Source organism: Microbacterium sp. BWR-S6Y, assembly GCF_041379845.1.
Classification (GTDB): Bacteria; Actinomycetota; Actinomycetes; order Actinomycetales; family Microbacteriaceae; genus Microbacterium; species Microbacterium hydrothermale.
Window position 1 is genome coordinate 373,607 of the sequence record NZ_JBFECV010000002.1, and the last position, 22,529, is coordinate 396,135.

A 22,529-nucleotide genomic window follows, 5' to 3' on the forward strand; every position below is an offset into this window, starting at 1 on the left:
GCCGGCACGAGGAGCCATGAACGATTTCGCGTCCACGCCCGAGCTTGTCCTTCTTCCCGCGGTCGATGTGGCCGACGGCAAGGCCGTCCGTCTGACGCAGGGGGAGGCGGGCACCGAGACCAGCTACGGCGATCCCGTCGACGCCGCCGCAGACTTCGCCCGCCAGGGCGCGCAGTGGATTCACCTCGTCGACCTCGACGCCGCTTTCGGACGCGGGAGCAACGCGAACGTCATGCGCAAGGTCATCAAGCAGGTCAAGGGTGTGCAGGTCGAGCTGTCGGGCGGCATCCGCGACGACCGTTCGCTCGAGGCGGCCCTTGAGAGCGGCGCGAGCCGCATCAACCTCGGCACCGCCGCGCTCGAGAACCCCGAGTGGGCCGCCGACGTCATCAACCGCTACGGCGAGGCGATCGCGGTCGGTCTCGACGTGCGCGGCACGACGCTCGCCGCCCGCGGCTGGACCCGCGACGGCGGCGACCTGTGGACCGTGCTCGAGCGCCTCGAAGACGCCGGTTGCAGCCGCTACGTCGTCACCGATGTGACGAAGGACGGCACGCTGCGCGGCCCCAACATCGAGCTCCTGCGCGAGATGACCCAGCGCACCCCCAAGCCGATCGTCGCCTCGGGCGGCGTGTCGAGCCTCGACGACATCGCCGCGCTGCGCGAGCTCGTGCCGCTCGGCGTCGAGGGCGCGATCGTCGGCAAGGCCCTGTACGCGGGGCAGTTCACCCTCGCTGAGGCGCTGGATGTCGCCGGACACTGACGGTCCCCACGCCGGCGGCCCGCACGCCGGCGGTCCCCACGATCACGGCCATCACGCCGATTCGGCGGGTGTCCCGTGGGAGGGGCGCCGGTTCGAGTCGAACCCGCACTCCGGTGACGACGGGTCGGCCGACGCGGCCCTGCTGGCCGCCCTCGTGGCCTTCCGCGCCGGTGAGGGCGACGCCCGTGCCGTCGTCGACGCCTACCGCGACGCGCGCCTGCTGATCCCGCTCGTCGCCGAGAAGGGCGACCACGGCGTCGGCGCCCACGGCCTCGAGGTCGACAAGACGCAGGAGCTGTCGATCGTGACCGTCGCCGCCCCCGACGGCCGCAAGGTGCTCCCCGTCTTCACCTCGGTCACGGCGTTGCAGACGTGGGATGCCAAGGCCCGCCCCGTCCCCGCGGACGGTCGCCGCACCGCTCTCGCCGCGGCGTCCGAAGACACCGAGCTCATCGTGATCGATCCCGCCTCCGAGACCGAGTTCGTCATCCGTCGTCCCGCCGTGTGGGCCATCGCGCAGGGGGAGGCGTGGGAACCCGCGCACACCTCGCCGACGATCTTCACGGGGCTCCAGGAGAGCATCTCGGGCGAGCTGGCGGTGCTCGACCTCGCCGTCGAGTCGGGGGATCCCACCGGTCGCCTGCGCGGCCCCGAGCTCGTCGTGCACCTGCAGCTGATGTCGGGGCTGGAGCAGGAGGAGCTCGACGCCGTCCTCGCCCGCATCGCCCGCCGGTGGTCGGCGGACGACCGCATCGCCGTGCTGGTCGACTCGCTGACGGTCAAGCTCCACCGCGGTACCGCCGCCTGACAGGCGCCGCGATCGGAGCGCGGCCGCGTCGCGATAGGCGATCGTCCGCGCACAGGACGGTGCCGCGCCGCGCGTCCTGTTCTCGTGGCATCCCCTGTTCCTGCGCGCCGCTCACGGGCCGGATGCCGCGGGTCCGCGGTCCGGACCGGCTCGCGCGCGACACGTGTGCCGGTGTCACGGACGAGCGACCCTGCGGCAGAGGCGAAGGGGTGCCCCAGCCCGAACGACTTACGTGACGGGACCCGTCCACTTCTCGCCCGGCCCCTTGCCGATCGGGTCGGGGATGGTCGAGGCCTCGCGGAACGCGAGCTGCAGGGAGCGCAGTCCGTCGCGCAGCGACCGGGCGTGCATGTCGCTGATCTCGGGCGCGCCGGCGGTGATGAGGCCCGCGAGGGCGTTGATGAGCTTGCGGGCCTCGTCGAGGTCGAGCTGCTGCGCGGGGTCGTCGGCGAGTCCCGTCTTGACGGCCGCGGCGCTCATGAGGTGCACGGCGGCGGTGGTGATGACCTCCACGGCGGGAACGTCGGCGATGTCGCGGGTGGCGGAGGATGCCGCGCGCTCCTGCTCCTCCCAGCGAGCGAGACGCTCGTCTTCGCCTCCGTGACGGTGTGCGGCGTGGTCGTCGGCGGGCTGGTCGGAGGGGATCGTGTCCACGTGAATCTCTCTGCTAGACTATGGCGGGCTTCGGAGTGTTTCACTCCGTACGAAAGAGGATCACATCCCACCCGCGCTTGCCGCTCCAGGCTACCGGGTTCCCGCACTCCGCTCCGTTTCGCACGGGGTCGTCTGGGTGCAGAAGCCGGTGCTGACAGCACCGTGCCGGGTGGCGTGTGTGCTCCTCTTCGCCCGTGGTCCGATCGGATCGCGGCGGCCACCACCCGCACACAAGAGGAGTTCCGCATCAGCGATCCCCGCACCAACGAGCGCATCCGAGTCCCGGAGGTCCGTCTCGTCGGACCCAACGGCGAGCAGGTCGGCATCGTCCGAATCGAAGCTGCGCTGCGCCTGGCCCAGGAAGCGGACCTCGACCTGGTCGAGGTTGCGCCGAGCTCGAAGCCGCCCGTGGTCAAGATCATGGATTACGGCAAGTTCAAGTACGAGGCCGCTCAGAAGGCCAAGGAAACGCGTCGTAACCAGGCGAACACGGTCCTCAAAGAGGTCCGATTCCGCCTGAAGATCGAGGCCCACGACTACATCACCAAGCTCAAGCGCGCCGAGGGCTTCCTCCAGGCGGGCGACAAGGTGAAGGCCATGATCCTGTTCCGTGGTCGTGAGCAGTCGCGTCCCGAGCAGGGTGTGCGCCTGCTCCGCAAGTTCGCCGAAGACGTCGCCGAGTTCGGCACCGTCGAGTCGAACCCCACGATCGACGGCCGCAACATGGTGATGGTGGTCGCTCCTCACAAGAACAAGTCCGAGGTCAAGACCGAGCAGAACGCGCAGCGCGCGGCGAACCGCGAGGCGGCGCGCAGCGCGGCCCGCGGCGAGGCGGCCCCGGAAGCAACGCCCACCTCGGCCCCCGCCGAGTAAAGCTCCCCAGACTCCCGCTTCGCCGGGAAGACCAACGAAGGAAGACAGATGCCGAAGCAGAAGACCCACTCGGGTGCCAAGAAGCGCTTCAAGCTGACCGGTAGCGGCAAGCTCATGAAGCAGCAGGCCGGTATGCGCCACAACCTCGAAGGCAAGGCCTCGAAGCGCACCCGCCGCCTGAACCAGGAGCAGGTCCTGGCCAAGGGTGACTCGAAGGTCGCCAAGAAGCTCCTCGGTCTCTGAGCGCCGACGCACGTTAGGAAGAAACAGAAATGGCTAGAGTCAAGCGGGCAGTAAACGCCCACAAGAAGCGTCGCGTCATCCTCGAGCGCGCCTCCGGTTACCGCGGTCAGCGTTCGCGCCTGTACCGCAAGGCCAAGGAGCAGGTCACCCACTCGCTCGTCTACGCGTACCGTGACCGTCGCAAGCGCAAGGGCGACTTCCGTCGTCTGTGGATCCAGCGCATCAACGCGGCATCCCGTCAGAACGGCCTCACGTACAACCGCTTCATCCAGGGCCTCGGCCTCGCGGGTGTGCAGGTCGACCGTCGCATGCTCGCGGAGCTCGCCGTGAACGAGCCGGCCGTGTTCGCCTCGCTCGTGCAGACCGCCAAGGCGGCCCTGCCCAGCGACGTCAACGCTCCGAAGTCCGCGTAAGTCGCGACTTCTCCCGGAACGGGCGTCCTCTTCGGAGGGCGCCCGTTCCGTCGTTCGTGCGCGGCATCCCCGGCTCCATGCCCTCAGCGCCATACACTGGTCACGTGCTGGAGAACCCCCGTTCGCCGCGGGTGCGCGCCGTGGCCAAGCTCAGCAAACGCGCCGCCCGGCAAGAGACCGGTCTGTTCCTCCTCGAGGGTCCGCAGGCCGCGCGCGAGGCCCTCGCGTGGGCCCCCGATACCGTCCTCGAGTTGTACGCGACCCCCTCGGCGATGGAGCGGCACACCGACGTGCGCGACGCGGCCGAGCGCGCCGAGGTGGATCTGCAGTACACGACCGAGGCGGTGCTCGACGCGATGGCCGACACGGTCACCCCGCAGGGCATCGTCGCCGTGGCTCGGCAGTCGCCGACCGCGCTGAAGGACATCCTCGCGGCCGGACCCCGCCTCGTCGCGATCTGCGAAGAGGTGCGCGACCCCGGCAACCTCGGCACCATCATCCGCGCCGCCGACGCGGCCGGGGCGGATGCCGTCATCCTCACCGGGCGCACCGTCGATCCCTACAACCCCAAGGTCGTCCGCTCCACGACGGGCTCGCTCTTCCACGTGCCGGTGGCGGTGGACCTCGAGCTCGCGGACGTCGTCGCCCGTATGCACGAGACGGGTCTGCGCGTCGTCGCCGCCGACGTCGAGGGCGAGGACTTCCTCGCATCCCGCGACCGTCTCGCGGAGCCCACCGCGTGGCTCTTCGGAAACGAGGCGCGCGGTCTCGACGACGACGCCCTCGCGCACGCCGACCTCTCGCTGCGCCTGCCGATCTACGGCCGCGCGGAGTCGCTCAACCTCGCCACCGCGGCGAGCGTCTGCCTCTACGAGACCGCTTTCGCCCAGCGCGCCCGCTGACCCGCGAGAGTGCCCGAGCGCGTTCCCCGCTGTTACAGAACGGTTAAGGCCTGTGCGGGAATGTGGTCGCCCGCACAACATCCTCATAGGGTGAACACATGGCATCCGTTCCCCCGGCGGGCTCTGCGCCCCTTGTCGTCGTCTCCGATGTGCAGAAGCACTACGGCCAGTTCCAGGCGCTGAAAGACATCGATCTCACCGTCGACCGCGGTGAGGTGGTCGTCGTGATCGGCCCGTCCGGGTCGGGCAAGTCGACGCTGTGCCGCACGATCAACCGTCTCGAGACCATCACGAGCGGGTCGATCACGATCGACGGCAAGGAGCTTCCCAAAGAGGGGAAGGGCCTGGCCGAACTGCGTGCCGACGTCGGCATGGTCTTTCAGTCGTTCAACCTCTTCGCGCACCTGACGATCCTCGAGAACGTCACGCTGGGCCCGATCAAGGTGCGCAAGATGAAGAAGGCGGATGCCGAGAAGGAGGCGCGTGCGCTGCTCGAGCGCGTGGGCGTCGGGCATCAGGCCGACAAGCTCCCCGCGCAGCTCTCCGGCGGCCAGCAGCAGCGCGTCGCGATCGCCCGCGCTCTCGCGATGAAGCCCAAGGTCATGCTCTTCGACGAGCCGACCTCGGCCCTCGACCCCGAGATGATCAACGAGGTGCTCGACGTGATGGTCGGTCTCGCCAAGGACGGCATGACCATGATCGTCGTCACGCACGAGATGGGCTTCGCGCGCAAGGCGGCGAACCGCGTGGTGTTCATGGCCGACGGCCAGATCGTCGAGCAGGCCGCGCCCGAGCAGTTCTTCACCCGTCCCGAGTCCGACCGCGCCAAGGACTTCCTCTCGAAGCTCATCACGCACTGACAGCGCGCTTCCCGACGGCGACGAACGAGGAGGTTCCCCGCCGACATCATCGCATCGCATCGCCGCACCCGCAGGGCGATGCAGCGCGCCGTCACCGAAGACCCTTTCCCGCACAGCACAGCACACGTAACCAAGGAGACATCACATGCGTAAGACACGTTTTCTCGCCGGCGCGAGCATCATCGCCGCCGGCCTGCTGGCCCTGACGGCCTGCAACAGCGGCACCCCCGGTGCGGCCCCCGGTGCCGAGGGCGACTCGGCCGACACCACGCAGCTGTGGGAGGTCGCCTCCGACGTCTCGCTCGACGGCAGCCCCACCTACGAGCGCATGGTCGCGGCCGACAAGGTCGTCGTCGGCGTCAAGGAGGACCAGCCGGGCCTCGGCTTCAAGGACCCGATCAGCGACGAGCGCGGCGGCTTCGACGTCGAGATCGCGCAGTGGATCGCGGCTTCGCTCGGCTTCGACGCCGACAAGATCGAGTACAAGACCATCCCCTCCGCGAACCGCGAGCAGGAGCTGGTCAACGGCAACATCGACTACTACGTCGGCACCTACTCGATCACCGACAAGCGCAAGGCGCAGATCGACTTCGCCGGTCCCTACCTCATCACCGGTCAGGGCCTGCTGGTCGCCGCCGACGACGAAGACATCACGGGCCCGAACGACCTCGCCGGCAAGATCGTCTGCTCGGTGACCGGTTCGACGCCGCTGCAGCGCATCCGCGACGAGTACAACCCTGGCGACACCGTCGAGTACGACACCTACACGCAGTGCCTCGAGCAGCTGCGCGCGGGTTCGGTCGACGCCGTCACGACCGACCAGGCGATCCTCGCCGGTTACGTGGCCCAGGAGCCCGAGACCTTCAAGATCGCGGGAGACACCTTCAGCGAGGAGCGCTACGGCGTGGGCCTCCCGAAGGGCGACACGGTGCTGAAGGACCACATCAACACCCTCTTCAACGACGGTGGCGACGTCTGGACCGCGCTGTTCGACAAGAACCTTGCGCCGGCCGGCATCAAGGGCGAGCAGCCCACCGCCGACGAGTGATCCGTCCGGGGGCGGCGCGTTACCGCGCGTCGCCCCCGCCCCTCCTCCTTCGAGATAAGGACCACGCATGGGTGTCATCACCGACAACCTCGACATCTGGAGCCAAGCGCTCGTCGGCACGCTCGTGCTGTTCTTCGCCGGCGGCGCTCTCGCGCTCGTACTCGGCATCATCGTCGGCGCGATGCGCGTCTCGCCCGTGCCGATCGCGCGCGGCGTCGGCACGTTCTACGTCAGCGCCATCCGCAACACCCCGCTCACGCTGGTGTTCTTCGCCTTCGTGTTCGCGCTCCCGCCCCTGCTCGGACTCCGCCTGACCGGCGACGTGTCGCTGACATTGGGCATCTGCGCCCTCGGCATCTACACGGCGACCTACGTCGCCGAGGCGATCCGCTCGGGCGTGAACACCGTTCCCGTCGGGCAGGCCGAGGCCGCCCGCGCCCTCGGCCTGAGCTTCGGTCAGGTGATGTCGCTCGTGGTGCTGCCGCAGGCGTTCCGCTCGGTCATCCCGCCGATGATGAGCGTCTTCATCGCCCTGCTGAAGAACACCACCGTCGCCGCCGGCTTCTCGATCGTCAACCTCGGGTCGGTGCGCAACTACCTCAGCGAACGCGGTGAGAACGCGTTCGTCGTCATCCTCTGGGTGATGGTCACCTTCGTCGCGCTGGTGCTCCTGCTCTCGTGGGTGCAGCGGACGCTCGAGAACCGATGGAGGGTCGCGCGATGAGCAGCGTCCTGTACGACGTCCCCGGTCCCAAGGCCATCCTGCGCAACCGCCTCCTGGGCGTGCTCACGATCGTCGTCGTGGTCGGCATCCTGGGCTTCCTCGTCTGGCGGCTCGCCGAGACGGGGCAGTTCACCGCCAAGAAGTGGTCGGCGTTCACCTACACCAACGTGTGGACGAGCATCCTGGATGCCACGCTGGCCACGCTCGCGGCCTTCGGTGCCGCGGCCCTCGGGGCACTGCTGCTCGGCTTCGTGCTCGCGATCGGGCGTCTGTCGGACCACCGGTGGGTGCGTTGGCCCTTCACCGCCGTCATCGAGGTCTTCCGCGCGATCCCGGTGCTGGTGTTCATGTTCCTGCTCTACTACGGCTTCCCCGTCATCGGGATCCGCATGGAGCCGTACTGGGCCGTGGTCATCGCCCTCGTCTGCTACAACGGGTCGGTCCTCGCCGAGGTCATCCGCGCGGGCGTCGAGTCGCTGCCGCGCGGTCAGGCCGAGGCCGGGTACGCGATCGGCCTGCGCAAGGCCGGGGTGATGCGCCTCGTGCTGCTGCCGCAGGCGATCCGCGCGATGATGCCGGTCATCATCGCCCAGCTCGTGGTGACGCTGAAGGACACCGCGCTCGGCTTCATCATCACGTACCCCGAGCTGCTGTTCTACGCGAAGTACATCGGTGCGCAGCCGACGGTCGGTTCGCCCATCGTGCCCGCGACCATCGTGGTGGGGGCGATCTACATCACGCTGTGCCTGATCCTGTCGTTCGTCGCGACGGTCGTGGAGAAGCGCCTGCGGCGCTCGGCGCGCGGTGACGTCGCCGCGCCCGTCCAGCCCCTTCAGCAGGGCGCGACCGATACCTCGCTGATCGTCGCCCAGCGAGGCGGATCGGCGCTCTGAGTCGCACCGACGGGCGGGGGAGTGTCCCCGCCCGTCGGTAGACTCTCATCTCGTGTCCGACGCACCCGAGATCACCCCCGAGGCCGTCGCCTCCGCGGTCGATGAGGCGCTCGCCGCCATCGCCGCCGCCGCGACCACGGCCGAACTGAAGTCCGCCCGTTCCGCCCACACGGGGGAGCAGTCCTCCCTCGCCCGGCTGAACGCCCAGATGCGCCACGTCGCCCCCGACCAGAAGGCCGCGTTCGGCAAGCTGGTCGGCCAGGCGCGCGGGCAGGTCAACCAGGCGCTCGCCGCTCGCGAGGCCGAGCTCGCCGAAGCCGAGACCGCCGCGCAGCTCGAGGCCGAACGCATCGACGTCACGGCGCTGCCGCAGCGCGCGCGCGTCGGGGCGCGGCATCCCATCTCCCTCCTGCAGGAGCAGGTGTCCGACATCTTCGTCGGCATGGGGTGGGAGATCGCCGAGGGACCCGAACTCGAGCACGAGTGGTTCAACTTCGACGCGCTGAACTTCGACGTCGATCACCCGGCGCGCCAGATGCAGGACACCTTCTTCGTCGACCCGGTCGCGCGTCACCTCGTGCTGCGCACCCACACGAGCCCGGTGCAGGTGCGCTCGATGCTCGAGCGCGACCTTCCCATCTACGTGCTGTGCCCGGGGCGGGTGTACCGCACCGACGAGTTCGACGCGACTCACCTGCCGGTGTTCACGCAGTTCGAGGGCCTCGTCGTCGACAAGGGCATCACCATGGCGCACCTCAAGGGCACCCTCGACCACGCCGCGCGCGTGCTGTTCGGACCCGAGGCCAAGACGCGGTTCCGCGCCAACTACTTCCCCTTCACCGAGCCGAGCGCCGAGCTCGACCTGTGGCACCCCACCTTCAAGGGCGGGGCGCGATGGATCGAGTGGGGCGGCTGCGGAATGGTGAACCCCAACGTCCTGCGCGCCGCCGGCATCGACCCCGAGGAGTACTCGGGCTTCGCCTTCGGCATGGGCATCGAGCGCACGCTCATGTTCCGCAGCGACGTCCAAGACATGCGCGACATGGCCGAGGGCGATGTGCGCTTCAGCGAGCAGTTCGGAATGGTGGTCTGATGCGGGTTCCGCTGTCGTGGCTGCGTGAGTACGTCGACCTCCCGACGCACGTCACGCCCGAAGAGGTGCTCGCCGATCTCGTGCGGGTCGGCTTCGAAGAAGAGGACGTGCACCGTTTCGACCTCGAGGGGCCGATCGTCGTCGGACAGGTCGTCTCGTTCGAGGCCGAGCCGCAGTCCAACGGCAAGACCATCCGCTGGTGCCAGGTCGACGTCGGCGCCGAGCACGGGGGAGTGCGCGGCATCGTCTGCGGTGCGGGCAACTTCTTCCCCGGCGACAAGGTCGTCGTGACCCTCCCGGGTGCGGTGCTGCCGGGACCGTTCCCGATCGCCGCGCGCAAGACCTACGGTCACGTCTCCGACGGCATGATCGCCTCCGCGCGCGAGCTGGGCCTCGGCGACGAGCACAACGGCATCCTGCGTCTCGTCGAGCTCGGACTCGACGCGCCCGTCGGCACCGACGCGATCGCGCTCCTCGGGCTCGACGACGTCGCCATCGAGATCAACGTCACCCCCGACCGCGGCTACGCCCTGTCGCTGCGCGGCGTGGCCCGCGAGTACTCGCACGCCACCGGCGCCGCCTTCCGCGACCCCGCCGAGCGCGCGTGGGGCGACCTCGACCCCGGGACCGGGTTCCCGGTCGCGGTCGACGATCAGGCGCCCATCCGCGGTCGCGTCGGCGCGACGGAGTTCGTCGCACGCATCGTGCGGGGCGTGGACCCGACCAAGCCGACGCCGGCGTGGATGATCGCGCGGCTCACGCTGGCCGGCATCCGCTCCCTCGGCGTGCTGATCGACATCACCAACTACGTGATGCTCGAGCTCGGCGAGCCCATCCACGGCTACGACCTCGATCGCCTGCAGGGCGGCATCACCGTCCGCCGCGCGCACGCCGGAGAGAGTCTCGAGACCCTCGACGGCAAGGTGCGCACCCTCGATCCCGAAGACCTCCTGATCACCGACGAGTCCGGGCCCATCGGCCTGGCGGGTGTCATGGGTGGCGGGACGACCGAGATGACCGACGCGACGCGCAACGTGCTCATCGAGGCCGCCGTCTTCGACACGGTGACGATCGCGCGCACCGCCCGCCGGCACAAGCTGCCCTCCGAGGCGTCGCGCCGTTTCGAGCGCGGTGTCGACCCCAACGTCCCGTTCGCCGCCGCGCGCCGCGTCGCCGACCTCATGGTCGAGTACGCCGGCGGCACGCTCGACACGACCGTGGGCGGTGCGCTGCGCACCGAGGTGCACATCGACGGCATCGTGCTGCCCGACGGGTTCGTCTCCGGCCTGATCGGCGTCGACTACCCCGACGACGAGGTCGTCGCCTCGCTCGAGAAGATCGGATGCCGCGTGCTCGACGAGGGCGCGCAGCGCCTGGTCGTCCCGCCGTCGTGGCGCCCCGACCTCACGGACCGGTGGACGCTCGCCGAAGAGGTCGCGCGCATCGGCGGGTACGACCGGATCCCCTCGATCCTGCCGACGCCGCCGTCGGGACGCGGCCTCACCTCCGCGCAGCAGGGTCGCCGCCGCGTCGCCAACGCCCTCGCGGCCGCGGGTTTCGTCGAGACGCCGTCGTTCCCCTTCACCACCGAGGAGCAGAACGCGCTGCACGGCTCCCCCTCGGGAGAGAAGCTGCCCAGCGTCAAGCTCGCGAACCCGCTCGACGGTCTCGCGCCGTTCCTGCGCCGCTCGCTGATCCCGGCGCTGCTGCAGGTGGCGCACCGCAACGTCTCGCGCGGCATCGTCGACCTGGCGCTCTTCGAAGCGGGGACGGTCTTCCTGCCCAAGCCGGGCGTGCAGTACGGAACCGCGTCGGTGCCGCCGCTCGCCGTGCGCCCGGACGCCGCCACCCTCGCCGCGCTCGACGCGTCGATCCCGCCGCAGCGGCGTCACGTCGCGATCCTGCTGGCCGGGCACTCCGTCGCCAAGCAGCCCGGGCAGCCCGCCCTGGCCGCCGACCTCGCGGATGCCGTCGATGCGGTGCGCGTGCTGACGGCGGCGGCCGGGCTCGACATCGAGCTCGTCCAGGCCCAGCGCGCCGCGCTGCACCCGGGCCGCACCGCCCGGGTCCTCGCGTCGGGCCAGGACATCGGCTACGTCGGCGAGCTGCTCCCCGCGGTGTCGGCCGCGGCCGACCTGCCGGGTCGCGTGCTCGTCGCCGAGCTCGACCTCGACGCGATGCTCGAGCTGGCCCAGTCGCGCGTGGTCGCGGCATCCCTGTCGGGATTCCCGGCGGCGACACAGGACGTGTCGCTGACCGTTCCGCTCGAGGTCGCCGCGGGCGATGTGCGCGCCGCGCTCATCGCCGGGGGAGCGCCTCTGCTCGAGGGTGCGCGTCTCGTCGACGACTACCGCGGTCCGGGCCTCGCCGAGGGCACGAAGAGCCTCACCTTCGCCCTGCGTTTCCGCGCGGACGACCGCACGCTCACCGCGGCGGAGGCGACCGAGGCGAAGCTCGCCGGGGTCGCGGTCGCCGCGGAGCGGTTCGGCGCGGCCATCCGCGACTGATCAGCCGGACGTTCAGGAGCGCCGCGCGGCTCAGGCTGCGCGGCGCTCCGGCGTCGTGCGTTCTTCTCGCGCCCGGAGTTCCTCCCCCGCCCGACGGGGTTCGCGCGCCCGGCTCGAGCGGAGGCTCGCGGAGCGCCCCGGCGGCACGGCGCACGCGGACAGAGCACTGCCCTCATCGCCGGAAAGGGGGCAGTCGGAAGTACCCGGCGATGAGGGCAGGCGGTTCAGCATACCTGTTTCTTGTCCCCCATTTGGGGGACACGGTTCGACGGCGCAGGCTGCGCGGCCGCGCAGCGAGCCCTACCGCGGGGGATTTGCCCTGTCGGCCCCACGGCGGATACCCTCGCCACTATGTCGTCGACCACCGCACGCACCGAGGAGCTCTTCGTGAGCACCGGTGACGAGCGTCGACGTCGGGTCGCGCGCCGATTCTCGGCGACCTCGTAACCCGCCACCGGTCGGGCATACGGGCGTCGCCGCCCCGCTTCACGCTGCGTGCAGCATCAGCCCCGACTCGTAAGGTGGATACATGACCCTCTCGGTCGCCGTTTCCGGCGCTTCCGGCTACGCGGGCGGCGAGATCCTCCGCCTCCTCGCCGATCACCCCGACGTCGAGATCCGCACGGTCACCGCGCACTCCAGCGCCGGCCAGCGTCTCGTCGCCCACCAGCCTCACCTGCGCTCGCTCGCGCACCTCGAGCTGCAGCCGACCACCCCCGAGGTGCTCGCCGGTCACGACATCGTCGTGCTCGCCCTGCCGCACGGGCAGTCGGCGCAGTACACCGACGCCCTCGCCGACACCCCGCTCGTGATCGACGCCGGCGCGGACCACCGCCTCACCTCGGCGGAGGACTGGGCCGCGTTCTACGGGGGAGCGCACCCCGAGCCGTGGGCCTACGGCGTTCCCGAGCTGACCGTCGACGGGGTGAAGCAGCGCGAGCACCTGCGCGGCGCCACCCGCATCGCCGCCCCCGGCTGCAACGCCTCGACCGTCGCCCTCTCCCTCGCCCCGGGGGTCGCCGCGGGGGTCATCGACCCGGGCGACATCGTCTCGGTCCTCGCGGTCGGCCCGAGCGGCGCCGGCAAGTCCGCCAAGACGAACCTCCTCGCGAGCGAGATCCTCGGCACCGCGAATCCCTACGCCGTCGGCGGGACGCATCGCCACATCCCCGAGATCCGGCAGGCGCTGGCCGCCGCGGGGGCTCCGCGCGACGGCATCCGACTCTCCTTCACCCCCGTGCTGGTGCCCATGGCGCGCGGCATCCTGGCCACCTCGTCGGCTCCGATCGTCGAGGGGGCGACGGATGCCGAGATCCGGGCCGCGTGGGAGGACGCCTACGCCGACGAGACCTTCGTCGAGCTGCTCCCGGCGGGCGTCTTCCCGCGCACGGCCGACGTGCTCGGTGCGAACATCGCCTCGATGGGCCTCGCGATCGATCGCGCGGCGAACCGCGTGACCGTCGTCGCCGCCGTCGACAATCTCGTCAAAGGCACGGCGGGAGCCGCCGTGCAGTCCTTGAACATCGCGCTGGGCCTCGCCGAGACCACCGCCCTTCCCGTGAACGGAGTCGCCCCGTGAGTGTGACCGTCCCCGCAGGTTTCGAAGCGGCGGGCGTCGCCGTCGGACTCAAGTCGTCCGGAGCGCGCGACGTCGCGCTCGTGGTCAACCGCGGTCCGCTGAAGGTCGGGGCGACGGTGTTCACCTCGAACCGCGCCAAGGCCAACCCGATCCTCTGGTCGGAGCAGGTCGTGAAGGACGGGGTGATCGAAGCCGTCGTGCTGAACTCCGGGGGAGCGAACTGCTTCACCGGTGCCTTCGGGTTCCAGACGACCCACCAGACCGCTGAACGCGCCGCCGAGCTGCTCGGCGTGGGGGCGGGCGATGTTGTCGTGTGCTCGACCGGACTGATCGGCACCGGCGACGAGGTCTTCCGCGCGAAGGTGCTCGAGGGGGTCGACCAGGGGGTCGCCGCGCTCTCGGCCGACGGCGGCGAGGACGCCTCCCTCGCGATCATGACCACCGATTCGAAGCCGAAGCGCGCCGCGCACCACGGCGACGGCTGGAGCATCGGCGGCATGGCCAAGGGCGCCGGAATGCTGGCCCCGGGACTCGCGACCATGCTCGTCGTGCTGACGACCGATGTCGTGCTCGACGCCGCCGAGGCCGACGCGGCGCTGCGCGCGGCCACGCGCGTGAGCTTCGACCGGCTCGACTCGGACGGTTGCATGTCGACGAACGACCAGGTGACGCTCCTGGCCAGCGGAGCCAGTGGCGTGCGGGTGGATGCCGAGGAGTTCGCCGCCGCCCTCGCCGCGGTGTGCGACGACCTCGCCGCCCAGCTGCAGGGCGACGCCGAGGGGGCGAGTCACGACATCACCATCCGGGTCGTGAACGCCGCGACCGAAGACGACGCCGTCGAGGTGGGGCGCTCGATCGCCCGCAACAATCTCTTCAAGGCCGCGATCTTCGGCAACGACGCCAACTGGGGGCGCGTTCTCGCCGCGATCGGCACGACCGACGCCGCCTTCGACCCCTACGACGTCGACGTGTGGATGAACGGCGTGCGCGTGTGCACCGCCGGAGGGCCCGACCGCCCGCGCGACGACGTCGACCTGACGCCGCGGGCGACCGACCTCGTCGTCGACCTCCGCGTCGGCGATGCCGCGGCCACGATCCGCACCAACGACCTCACCCACGATTACGTCCACGAGAACAGCGCCTACTCCTCATGACCCACGTCGACCTCCAGGACACCGATCCCGCCGCCGCCAGTGAACGGGCCGTGACGCTCGTCGAATCCCTTCCCTGGGTGCGCAAGTACCGCGACCAGGTGGTGGTGGTGAAGTACGGCGGCAACGCGATGGTCAGCGACGAGCTGCAGGACGCCTTCGCCGCCGACATCGCCTACCTGCGCTACGTCGGCGTGAAGCCGGTCGTCGTGCACGGCGGGGGGCCGCAGATCTCGTCGATGCTCAACCGCCTCGACATCCCGAGCGAGTTCCGCGGTGGCTACCGCGTCACCTCGACCGAGGCGATCGGGGTCGTGCGCATGGTGCTCACCGGGCAGATCAACCCGCAGCTCGTGGCCAAGGTCAACGCGCACGGTCCGCTCGCGACGGGCCTGAGCGGAGAGGATGCCGGTCTCTTCGGCGGTCGCCGCCGCGGCGTCGTCGTCGACGGGGTCGAGCACGACCTCGGGCGCGTGGGCGACGTCGTCACGGTGGACCCCCAGCCGGTCCTCGACCACCTGGCCGCCGGTCGCGTGCCGATCGTGTCGAGCATCGCCCCCGACCTCGACCACCCCGGCACTTCGCTGAACGTCAACGCCGATGCGGCCGCGGCGGCCCTCGCGATCGCACTGAACGCGAAGAAGCTCGTCGTGCTCACCGACGTCCCGGGTCTGTACGCCGACTGGCCGAACCGTGACTCGCTCGTGTCGCACCTGACCTCGACCGAACTGCGAGCCATGGTGCCGACGCTCGAGTCGGGGATGATCCCGAAGATGCAGGCGTGCCTCGACGCCGTCGACGGGGGTGTGCCCACGGCCGCCATCATCGACGGACGCGTGCCGCACTCGGTGCTCGTCGAACTCTTCACCAACAAAGGAATCGGAACGGAGGTGGTCGCGTGAACGCGGACACGAGTTGGCAGGATGACGCCGGACGCGACCTCGTCCGCAGCTTCGGCGACCGCATGGCGCTGTTCGTGCGCGGCGAGGGCGCCTGGGTGTGGGACGGCGACGGCAAGAAGTACCTCGACTTCCTCGCCGGGATCGCCGTGAACGCCCTGGGTCACGCGCACCCGGTGTTCGTCGAGGCGATCACCGCGCAGGCGGCGACCCTCGCGCACGTCTCCAACTACTTCGCGACGCCGCCGCAGCTGGCGATGGCCGCGCGCCTGAAGCGTCTGGCCGGCACGGGGGAGTCGGGACGCGTGTACTTCGGCAACTCCGGCGCCGAGGCGAACGAGGCCGCGCTCAAGCTCGCGCGCCTGCACGGCCGCGGCACCGACCGCACCCGCATCCTGACGCTCAAGGGCGGTTTCCACGGCCGGACGATGGGCGCCCTCGCGCTCACCGGCAAGCCCGCTCTGCAGGCCGACTTCCTGCCCATGGTGCCGGGGGTCGAGCACATCGACGCGAGCGTCGAGGCCCTCGAAGCCGCGATGGACGAACGCGTCGCCGCTCTGCTCGTCGAGCCCATCCAGGGCGAGGCCGGCGTCGTCGAGCTGCCCGAGGGGTACCTCGCCGCCGCGCGCGAGATCACCGCGCGGCACGGCGCGCTCCTCATCGTCGACGAGATCCAGACCGGCGCGGGCCGCACCGGCGCCTGGTTCGGCTTCCAGCACGCCGGCATCGTGCCAGATGCGATCACGGTGGCCAAGGGCATCGGCGGAGGCTTCCCGATCGGCGCGCTCATCACCTTCGGGGCGGCGAGCGAGCTCTTCTTCCCCGGCACCCACGGCTCCACCTTCGGCGGCAACGCTCTCGGCACCGCGGTCGGCGGCGCCGTGCTGCAGGAGATCGAGTCGGCCGGACTGGTCGACAACGCCGCCCGGCGCGAGACGCAGCTGCGCGAGGGCATCGCCGCGCTCGGCTCGCCGCTGGTCGCCGGCGTGCGCGGCAAGGGCCTGCTGCTCGGCATCGCGCTGTCGAGCCCCGTCGCCAAGGCCGTCGTGGCCGCGGCGCAGGAGCACGGCCTCATCGTCAACGCCACCAACGACGACACCATCCGCATCGCCCCGCCGCTGACGATCGGCGACGCCGAGGTCGAGGAGTTCCTGCGCCTGTTCGGCGCCGCGCTCGCCACCGTCTCCGATGCCCTGATCCTCGAAGGAGCCCCCGCGTGACCCGCCACCTGCTGCGCGACGACGACCTGACCCCGGCCGAGCAGGCCGAGATCCTCGACCTCGCGATCGAGCTGAAGAAGGACCGCTGGGCGCTGAAGCCGCTCGCGGGCCCCCAGACGGTCGCGGTGATCTTCGACAAGTCCTCCACGCGCACGCGCGTGTCGTTCGCCGTCGGCATCGCCGACCTGGGCGGGTCGCCGCTGATCATCTCGACCGCGAACAGCCAGCTCGGCGGCAAGGAGACCCCCTCCGACACCGCCCGCGTGCTCGAGCGCCAGGTGGCCGCGATCGTGTGGCGCACTTACGCGCAGGCGGGCCTGGAGGAGATGGCCCGCGGCACCCGCGTGCCGGTCGTCAACGCCCTCAGCGACGACTTCCACCCGTGCCAGCTCCTCGCCGACCTGCTCACGATCCGTGAGCACAAGGGCGAGCTGAAGGGGCTGACGCTGTCGTTCTTCGGCGACGGGCAGAGCAACATGGCGCACTCCTACGTGCTCGCGGGCGTCACCGCCGGCATGCACGTGCGCGTCGCCGCCCCCGCCGATTACGCGCCCCGTGCTGACGTGATCGCGGATGCCGAGCGCATCGCCGCCGAGACCGGCGGGTCGGTGACGCTGCTCACCGACCCCGAGGCCGCGGCATCCGGAGCCGACGTCGTCGTCACCGACACCTGGGTCTCGATGGGCAAGGAGGAGGAGAAGATCGCGCGCATCCGCGACCTCGGCGGCTACAAGGTCACGAGCGAGCTGATGACCCGCGCCGCCTCCGACGCGATCTTCATCCACTGCCTCCCCGCCGACCGCGGCTACGAGGTCGACGCCGAGGTCATCGACGGCCCGCAGAGCGTCGTGTGGGATGAGGCCGAGAACCGTCTCCACGCCCAGAAGGCGCTGCTGGTGTGGCTCCTGCGCCAGGACTGACCTCGCGATCCGGCCGGCTCTGGACCCGATTCGACGGGCCGAGCCGGCTGGCCGGCGTGGATCTGGCCCGCGGATTCGCGGTGCTGGGGATGCTGGCCGCGCACCTGCTCGACACCGAGCGCGTGCTCACCCCGGACCCCACGACGTGGGTCACCCTCGTCAATGGCCGCTCGTCGATCCTGTTCGCGGTCCTCGCCGGGGTGTCGATCTCGCTCGTGACCGGAGGGACACGGCCCCTCGAGCCGGCCCGCCGCCCGCGGGCGTCCGCGCGGTTGGCGATGCGCGGGGCGCTGCTGTGGGTCATCGGGGTGCTGCTCGTGATGACCGGGGTGCCGGTGTACGTCATCCTCCCCGCCTACGCGCTGCTGTTCGTGCTGGCCCTGCCGTTCCTCGGCGTGCGCGCACGCGGGCTGTTCCTCACCGCCGGAGCCCTCGCGCTGGTGATGCCGTGGATCCAGCCCGTGCTCGACGCCGCTCCGGTCTGGGCGGGCGTCGGCGGCGAGGAGCTCGCGGCCCTGGTCGGATGGAACTATCCCTTCACGACCTGGATCGCCTTCCTCCTCGCGGGCATGGGGATCGGTCGCCTCGACCTGCGCGCGCTGCCCGAGCAGTTCCTTCTCGTGACCGCGGGCGCGGCTCTCGCGCTCGCCGGGTACGGGGCGGCGCTGCTGACGGCGCCCGCCGCGGCCGGCGACGCGTACCTTGCGGCCGTGCTGACCGCCGAGGACCACTCGTCGGGGCTGTGGGAGGTCATCGGATCGGGCGGGTTCGCGATCGCGGCGATCGGCGTGTGCCTGCTGCTGTGCCGGACCCCGCTGCGGTGGATCGCGATCCCCATCCGTGCGGTGGGATCGATGCCGCTGACGGCGTACGTCCTTCAACTCGTCGTGTGGGCCGTGGTGGCGCTCGCCCTCCTCGGCGACACGTCCGACCTCTCCGGCATCCGCGAGGCGGGTCTGTTCACCCCGCTCACGCTCGGACTGATCGTCTTCTGCACCGCGTGGACGCTCCTCATCGGCCGCGGACCGCTTGAGATGCTCGTCGACCGGGTGGTCACGGCGGTCGTGGGCCGGGATGCCGCGACCGCGGCAGGGTGATGAGGGCGGGCTCCGGCGACGTCGGCGACCCTCGGTAGGCTGGGGGGATGAGCAGCGAGACCGGTCAGGCGACGAACGAGGGTGCCCTGTGGGGCGCCCGTTTCTCGGGCGGGCCCTCTCCCGAGCTCGCGGCGCTGAGCCGCTCGACCCACTTCGACTGGGACCTCGCCCTCTACGACATCCAGGGCTCGCACGCCCACACCGCGGCTCTCGAGGCCGCGGGCTACCTCGATGCCGACGAGGCGCGCGCCATGCACGAGGGACTCGACGCCCTCGCCGCTCGCGTGAAGGACGGCTCCCTCGTCGCGTCCCCCGGTGACGAAGACGTGCACGGCGCGCTCGAGCGGGTGCTCATCGAGACCGTCGGGCCCGCCCTCGGCGGCAAGCTCCGCGCCGGCCGCAGCCGCAACGACCAGATCGCGACGCTCGTGCGGCTCTACCTGCTCGACCACGCGCGTACGATCACCCGCGAGCTCCTCCGCCTGATCGACGCGCTGGTGGCGCAGGCCGAGTCCGCCGGGTCGGCGATCATGCCCGGGCGCACGCACCTCCAGCACGCCCAGCCCGTTCTCCTCGCGCACCACCTGCAGGCCTACGGCTGGGCGTTCGTCCGCGGCATCGAGCGTCTGCGCGACTGGTCGGTGCGCGCCTCGGTCTCGCCGTACGGCGGGGGAGCGCTCGCCGGGGCCACCCTCGGTCTCGACCCGCAGCTCGTCGCCGACCGCCTGGGTCTCGCGCGGCCGTCCGAGAACTCCCTTGACGGCACGGCGTCGCGCGACGTGGTGGCCGAGTTCGCGTTCATCACCGCGATGATCGGCGTCGACCTGTCGCGCCTGTCCGAAGACGTGATCCTCTGGAACACGCGCGAGTTCGGGTTCGTCACGCTCGACGACGCCTACTCGACGGGGTCGAGCATCATGCCGCAGAAGAAGAACCCCGACATCGCCGAGCTCGCGCGCGGCAAGGCGGGACGTCTCATCGGCAACCTGTCGGGTCTGCTCGCGACGCTGAAGGGACTCCCGCTGGCGTACAACCGCGACCTGCAGGAAGACAAGGAGCCGGTTTTCGACTCCGTGCGCACGCTGGAGCTCGTGCTCCCCGCGTTCTCGGGCATGATCGCGACGCTGCGCTTCCACCCCGAGCGCATGGCCGAGCTCGCCCCGCAGGGGTTCTCGCTGGCGACCGACGTGGCCGAGTGGCTCGTGCGGCAGGGGGTCGCCTTCCGCGACGCGCACGAGATCTCCGGGGCGCTCGTCCGGGCGTGCGAGCAGCGCGGGATCGGCCTCGAAGACGCCGACGACGCTCTGCTCGCCTCGGTGTCGCCGTCGCTCACCCCGGCGGTGCGCGAGGTGCTGACGATCGAGGGTTCCGTCGCGAGCCGCACGGGCGTCGGCGGCACCGCGCCGGTGCGCGTGGGGGAGCAGCGCGAGGAGCTCGTCGCGCGGGCGCAGTCCGCGGCCCGAACCCTGGTCGACTGAGTATCAGCTTTTCGCTTATCAAATGCGTTTCATAAGCGTTATGCTTATGACATGACCGTCGCCGTCATCGCCGACATCGTCGCCTCGCGGCTGCTCGCCGACCGCGCCGGAGCGCAGAAAGCCATCTCCGACGTCGTCGCCGAGGTCGAACGAGTTCTGCCCGTCGCCACGCAGCCCCTCGCGGCCGTCGTCGGCGACGAACTGCAGGGGGAGTACCCGTCGCTCGCGGCAGCCCTCGCCTCCCTGCTGCTCGTGCGGCTGGCCCTCCCCGAGGGGGTCGAGTGCCGTTTCGGCGTGGGGGTGGGCGACGTGCGCCCGATCTCCGTCGGAGAACGCGAGATCCCCGAGGGCCCCGCCTGGTGGGCCGCCCGCGCCGCGATCGAGCAGGTCGAGAAACTGCAGCAGCGCGCCGCGCCGGCGGTGCGCACGTGGATCGAGCGGGCCGAGGGAGAGGATGCCGAGATGACCGAAGCCATCGCCCTGGCCACCGCCTACGCGCTCAGTCGCGACCAGGCGGTCTCGGCGATGAGCGAGCGCACGCGTCGCCTCACCTACGGTCGCTGCCTGGGTCGTTCCCAGCGCGAACTCGCCGACCGGGAGGGCATCAGCCAGTCTGCGGTCTCGCAGGCTCTCTCGGCGGCCGGGTCGGCTGCGGTCGTCGAGGGGTTCGCGGTGCTGGTGGCGGGGGTGAAGTCGTGATCGCCGCGGGGCTCCTGCTGCTCGCGGTCGGCGGGGTCGATCTTCTGCGGCAGATGATCCGTACGCGCCGGTGGATCGCCTTCACCGTCGCCGCGGTGGTGCTCGTGGTCGTGTCGGCGGGCCTCGACGCGGTCATCGCCGGGTTCCTGGCCGTCGCGGTGGCCGCGATCTGGACGTGGGTCGTGCCCGAAGACGGCCCGGCGCGAGCCGGGCTCTGGCCGGTCGCCCTCCTCGCCCTCGCCGCGGCCGCGTGCGTGATCGTCGCTCCGGGGCGCGCGCGACCTGGGCCGCTCGGTCAGATCTGGGCGGCCTACCGCCCGGGTGAGGCCGTGTCGATCGACGTCGTGGTGCTCGTGGCCGGGTGCGTCGTGTTCCTCCTCGAGTCCGGCAACGCCGTCGTGCGCATCGCCCTGCGCTCCGAGATGGGTGGGCGCCTCGACGCCGCGGCGACGGCCGGCCCCGCGACCGCGGACGACGGCGCCGCGTCGGCCCCGCGCCCGACGCTGAAGGGCGGCCGCCTGATCGGTCCGCTCGAGCGGATCCTCGTGTTCGTGCTCACCCTCGCCGGTGCCTACACGCTGCTCGCGGCGGTGCTCGCGGCGAAGGGCATCGTGCGTTTCCCCGAGATCTCGCGCGACCGCGACGACGGGGATCGCGCGGAGTACTTCCTCATCGGCAGCCTGGTCAGTTGGGTGACCTCGCTCGCGGCCGCGTTCCTCGTATGGTGGGGCGTGCACGCCGGCTGACGTCGTCATCATCCGACCGCGTAGGGTCGATGGGAGGCGAGGGGGCGCGATGACCGCGGGACCGGGATGGTACGAGGCCGACAGGCCGGGGATGCTGCGCTGGTGGGACGGCACGCAGTGGACGGCCCACGAGGCTCCGATGCCCGAGCGGCGGCATCCGGCGCCCGCCGCGGCTGAGGCCGTCGGGCCTCGGCCGGGATGGTATCGGGTTCGACCCGACGTCGTGCGGTGGTGGGACGGGCGCGTCTGGACGGCCAGTCGCATCCGGAACGACCGCGTCGGCATCGATGGGGCGGCGACCGAGTCACCCGCGTTCGCGTGGGCGATGGGAGGGGTGTTCGTCGCGCTCACGGCCATGCAGACGACGTTCGCCGTCACGTCCGGGGCCCAACCGTTCACCGCGGTGTCGAGCGTGGTGCTGGCGGCGCTGTTCCTGGCGATGGCCGCGCAGACCACGCTCGTGCGTCGGGAGCCCGCGCCCCGGGGCGAGCCGATCGACCCGGATGCCGTGCGGCCGCTGCCCGGCGCCGTCGAGGCGTCCGCAGCCGGGTGGTATCCCGTCTCGCGGACGGCGAGCCGGTGGTGGACGGGCAGCAGGTGGACCGGGTACCTCCTGACCCGGTGGGGCGTGCGTCCCACCTTCCACGCCGAGCGGGCTCTGGCGACGCAGCGCATCGTCGTGCTGCTGCTGGCGGTCGTGGCGGTGGGGGCCGTGGTGGCGGGGATCGTGATGCTGGGCTTCGCCACCCGAGGATCCGACCCGGCGTCGGTCGTCGGCGGGTGGGTGCTGATCATCGGCGGGGTGCTCTTCGGTGTTCTCGTCGCGGCCCTGGCCGTGGCGTCGCGCTCGCAGACACGCGTCCTGCTCATCCCGAGCGAGCCGCCGTCGGCGCCGACGGGCTAGACCCGAGGCTGAGCGGGCCCGTCCGCTCCCGGTGCACTCAGCCGCGGGTCGCGGC

Annotated in this window: 23 protein-coding genes; 22 read left to right on the forward strand and 1 reads right to left on the reverse strand. The window is 71.1% G+C overall.

The genetic code is table 11. From position 1 onward, the window contains the following. Positions 1–16: 16 nt before the first annotated feature. Both priA and AB1K56_RS05620 read left to right on the forward strand, forming a co-directional pair. The gene (priA, locus tag AB1K56_RS05615) at positions 17–763 is read left to right on the forward strand and encodes a bifunctional 1-(5-phosphoribosyl)-5-((5-phosphoribosylamino)methylideneamino)imidazole-4-carboxamide isomerase/phosphoribosylanthranilate isomerase PriA (protein ID WP_013583379.1); all 747 of its coding nucleotides are present in this window, start codon (positions 17–19) and stop codon (positions 761–763) included. After that, on the forward strand, positions 747–1,571 hold the full coding sequence (locus AB1K56_RS05620) for an SseB family protein (RefSeq protein ID WP_371204919.1): 825 nt from the start codon (positions 747–749) through the stop codon (positions 1,569–1,571). The genes priA and AB1K56_RS05620 overlap by 17 nt, the downstream gene beginning before the upstream one ends. A 228-nt stretch (positions 1,572–1,799) precedes the next feature. Here the strand turns inward: AB1K56_RS05620 and AB1K56_RS05625 are convergent, their stop codons facing one another. Further along, a complete protein-coding gene (locus tag AB1K56_RS05625) occupies positions 1,800–2,225 on the reverse strand; it encodes a DUF1844 domain-containing protein (protein ID WP_371204920.1) in 426 nt (141 codons plus the stop codon). Positions 2,226–2,432: 207 nt separating this feature from the next. On the opposite strand from AB1K56_RS05625, the gene infC reads away from it, so the two are divergent. The 20 genes from infC (at position 2,433) to AB1K56_RS05725 (ending at position 22,474) form a co-directional block, all read left to right on the forward strand. Further along, entirely contained in the window at positions 2,433–3,098 is a 666-nt protein-coding gene (gene infC / locus AB1K56_RS05630) for a translation initiation factor IF-3 (protein ID WP_136587969.1), read from the forward strand. A gap of 48 nt (positions 3,099–3,146) precedes the next feature. Next, on the forward strand, positions 3,147–3,341 hold the full coding sequence (gene rpmI / locus AB1K56_RS05635; protein WP_013583375.1) for a 50S ribosomal protein L35: 195 nt from the start codon (positions 3,147–3,149) through the stop codon (positions 3,339–3,341). A 29-nt stretch (positions 3,342–3,370) separates the two neighbouring features. Continuing rightward, on the forward strand, positions 3,371–3,754 hold the full coding sequence (gene rplT, locus AB1K56_RS05640; protein WP_058232312.1) for a 50S ribosomal protein L20: 384 nt from the start codon (positions 3,371–3,373) through the stop codon (positions 3,752–3,754). Positions 3,755–3,858: 104 nt separating this feature from the next. Then, complete coding sequence (locus AB1K56_RS05645) at positions 3,859–4,656, forward strand: RNA methyltransferase (protein ID WP_136587951.1); 798 nt, start codon at positions 3,859–3,861, stop codon at positions 4,654–4,656. A 98-nt stretch (positions 4,657–4,754) separates the two neighbouring features. Further along, positions 4,755–5,516: an amino acid ABC transporter ATP-binding protein gene (locus AB1K56_RS05650; RefSeq protein WP_136587952.1), complete on the forward strand. Its 762-nt coding sequence runs from the start codon at positions 4,755–4,757 to the stop codon at positions 5,514–5,516. 145 nt (positions 5,517–5,661) lie between these two features. Then, the gene (locus tag AB1K56_RS05655) at positions 5,662–6,564 is read left to right on the forward strand and encodes a glutamate ABC transporter substrate-binding protein (protein ID WP_371204921.1); all 903 of its coding nucleotides are present in this window, start codon (positions 5,662–5,664) and stop codon (positions 6,562–6,564) included. 67 nt (positions 6,565–6,631) lie between these two features. Then, a complete protein-coding gene (locus AB1K56_RS05660) occupies positions 6,632–7,288 on the forward strand; it encodes an amino acid ABC transporter permease (protein ID WP_371204922.1) in 657 nt (218 codons plus the stop codon). Next, positions 7,285–8,181, forward strand: coding sequence for an amino acid ABC transporter permease (locus AB1K56_RS05665; RefSeq protein WP_371204923.1), 897 nt, complete (start codon positions 7,285–7,287; stop codon positions 8,179–8,181). Before AB1K56_RS05660 ends, AB1K56_RS05665 begins: the two co-directional genes overlap by 4 nt. 52 nt (positions 8,182–8,233) lie before the next feature. Next, the gene (gene pheS, locus AB1K56_RS05670; protein ID WP_136587956.1) at positions 8,234–9,274 is read left to right on the forward strand and encodes a phenylalanine--tRNA ligase subunit alpha; all 1,041 of its coding nucleotides are present in this window, start codon (positions 8,234–8,236) and stop codon (positions 9,272–9,274) included. Continuing rightward, positions 9,274–11,781, forward strand: coding sequence for a phenylalanine--tRNA ligase subunit beta (pheT, locus tag AB1K56_RS05675; protein WP_371204924.1), 2,508 nt, complete (start codon positions 9,274–9,276; stop codon positions 11,779–11,781). The genes pheS and pheT overlap by 1 nt, the downstream gene beginning before the upstream one ends. Positions 11,782–12,310: 529 nt before the next feature. Then, positions 12,311–13,360, forward strand: a complete 1,050-nt coding sequence (gene argC, locus AB1K56_RS05680) for an N-acetyl-gamma-glutamyl-phosphate reductase (RefSeq protein ID WP_371204925.1) — start codon at positions 12,311–12,313, stop codon at positions 13,358–13,360. Beyond that, positions 13,357–14,514, forward strand: coding sequence for a bifunctional glutamate N-acetyltransferase/amino-acid acetyltransferase ArgJ (argJ, locus tag AB1K56_RS05685; RefSeq protein ID WP_371204926.1), 1,158 nt, complete (start codon positions 13,357–13,359; stop codon positions 14,512–14,514). Before argC ends, argJ begins: the two co-directional genes overlap by 4 nt. Next, the gene (gene argB / locus AB1K56_RS05690) at positions 14,511–15,413 is read left to right on the forward strand and encodes an acetylglutamate kinase (protein ID WP_076674785.1); all 903 of its coding nucleotides are present in this window, start codon (positions 14,511–14,513) and stop codon (positions 15,411–15,413) included. Before argJ ends, argB begins: the two co-directional genes overlap by 4 nt. Then, complete coding sequence (locus AB1K56_RS05695) at positions 15,410–16,630, forward strand: acetylornithine transaminase (protein WP_371204927.1); 1,221 nt, start codon at positions 15,410–15,412, stop codon at positions 16,628–16,630. The genes argB and AB1K56_RS05695 overlap by 4 nt, the downstream gene beginning before the upstream one ends. Then, positions 16,627–17,550 (forward strand): ornithine carbamoyltransferase, encoded by a 924-nt coding sequence (gene argF, locus AB1K56_RS05700; protein WP_371204928.1) that lies wholly within the window; start codon positions 16,627–16,629, stop codon positions 17,548–17,550. The genes AB1K56_RS05695 and argF overlap by 4 nt, the downstream gene beginning before the upstream one ends. Positions 17,551–17,606: 56 nt before the next feature. Then, positions 17,607–18,647 carry a heparan-alpha-glucosaminide N-acetyltransferase domain-containing protein gene (locus AB1K56_RS05705; protein WP_371204929.1) on the forward strand — a complete coding sequence of 347 codons (1,041 nt, stop codon included), beginning with the start codon at positions 17,607–17,609 and terminating at the stop codon, positions 18,645–18,647. Between the two features lie 47 nt (positions 18,648–18,694). Beyond that, entirely contained in the window at positions 18,695–20,125 is a 1,431-nt protein-coding gene (argH, locus tag AB1K56_RS05710) for an argininosuccinate lyase (RefSeq protein ID WP_371204930.1), read from the forward strand. Between the two features lie 51 nt (positions 20,126–20,176). Continuing rightward, positions 20,177–20,824, forward strand: coding sequence for a SatD family protein (locus AB1K56_RS05715; RefSeq protein ID WP_371204931.1), 648 nt, complete (start codon positions 20,177–20,179; stop codon positions 20,822–20,824). Then, positions 20,821–21,570, forward strand: coding sequence for a hypothetical protein (locus tag AB1K56_RS05720; RefSeq protein WP_136587812.1), 750 nt, complete (start codon positions 20,821–20,823; stop codon positions 21,568–21,570). The genes AB1K56_RS05715 and AB1K56_RS05720 overlap by 4 nt, the downstream gene beginning before the upstream one ends. 49 nt (positions 21,571–21,619) lie before the next feature. Then, on the forward strand, positions 21,620–22,474 hold the full coding sequence (locus AB1K56_RS05725) for a DUF2510 domain-containing protein (RefSeq protein ID WP_371204932.1): 855 nt from the start codon (positions 21,620–21,622) through the stop codon (positions 22,472–22,474). Positions 22,475–22,529: the final 55 nt, after the last annotated feature.

What these genes read in the sequence shown, in the direction of transcription:
- AB1K56_RS05715 (WP_371204931.1), top strand. Translation starts at nt 20,177, where the DNA reads ATGACCGTCGCCGTCATCGCCGACATCGTCGCCTCGCGGCTGCTCGCC.
- rpmI (WP_013583375.1), top strand. Translation starts at nt 3,147, where the DNA reads ATGCCGAAGCAGAAGACCCACTCGGGTGCCAAGAAGCGCTTCAAGCTG.
- AB1K56_RS05650 (WP_136587952.1), top strand. Translation starts at nt 4,755, where the DNA reads ATGGCATCCGTTCCCCCGGCGGGCTCTGCGCCCCTTGTCGTCGTCTCC.
- argB (WP_076674785.1), top strand. Translation starts at nt 14,511, where the DNA reads ATGACCCACGTCGACCTCCAGGACACCGATCCCGCCGCCGCCAGTGAA.
- argC (WP_371204925.1), top strand. Translation starts at nt 12,311, where the DNA reads ATGACCCTCTCGGTCGCCGTTTCCGGCGCTTCCGGCTACGCGGGCGGC.
- argH (WP_371204930.1), top strand. Translation starts at nt 18,695, where the DNA reads ATGAGCAGCGAGACCGGTCAGGCGACGAACGAGGGTGCCCTGTGGGGC.
- priA (WP_013583379.1), top strand. Translation starts at nt 17, where the DNA reads ATGAACGATTTCGCGTCCACGCCCGAGCTTGTCCTTCTTCCCGCGGTC.
- AB1K56_RS05655 (WP_371204921.1), top strand. Translation starts at nt 5,662, where the DNA reads ATGCGTAAGACACGTTTTCTCGCCGGCGCGAGCATCATCGCCGCCGGC.
- pheT (WP_371204924.1), top strand. Translation starts at nt 9,274, where the DNA reads ATGCGGGTTCCGCTGTCGTGGCTGCGTGAGTACGTCGACCTCCCGACG.
- AB1K56_RS05725 (WP_371204932.1), top strand. Translation starts at nt 21,620, where the DNA reads ATGACCGCGGGACCGGGATGGTACGAGGCCGACAGGCCGGGGATGCTG.
- AB1K56_RS05620 (WP_371204919.1), top strand. Translation starts at nt 747, where the DNA reads ATGTCGCCGGACACTGACGGTCCCCACGCCGGCGGCCCGCACGCCGGC.
- AB1K56_RS05660 (WP_371204922.1), top strand. Translation starts at nt 6,632, where the DNA reads ATGGGTGTCATCACCGACAACCTCGACATCTGGAGCCAAGCGCTCGTC.
- AB1K56_RS05665 (WP_371204923.1), top strand. Translation starts at nt 7,285, where the DNA reads ATGAGCAGCGTCCTGTACGACGTCCCCGGTCCCAAGGCCATCCTGCGC.
- rplT (WP_058232312.1), top strand. Translation starts at nt 3,371, where the DNA reads ATGGCTAGAGTCAAGCGGGCAGTAAACGCCCACAAGAAGCGTCGCGTC.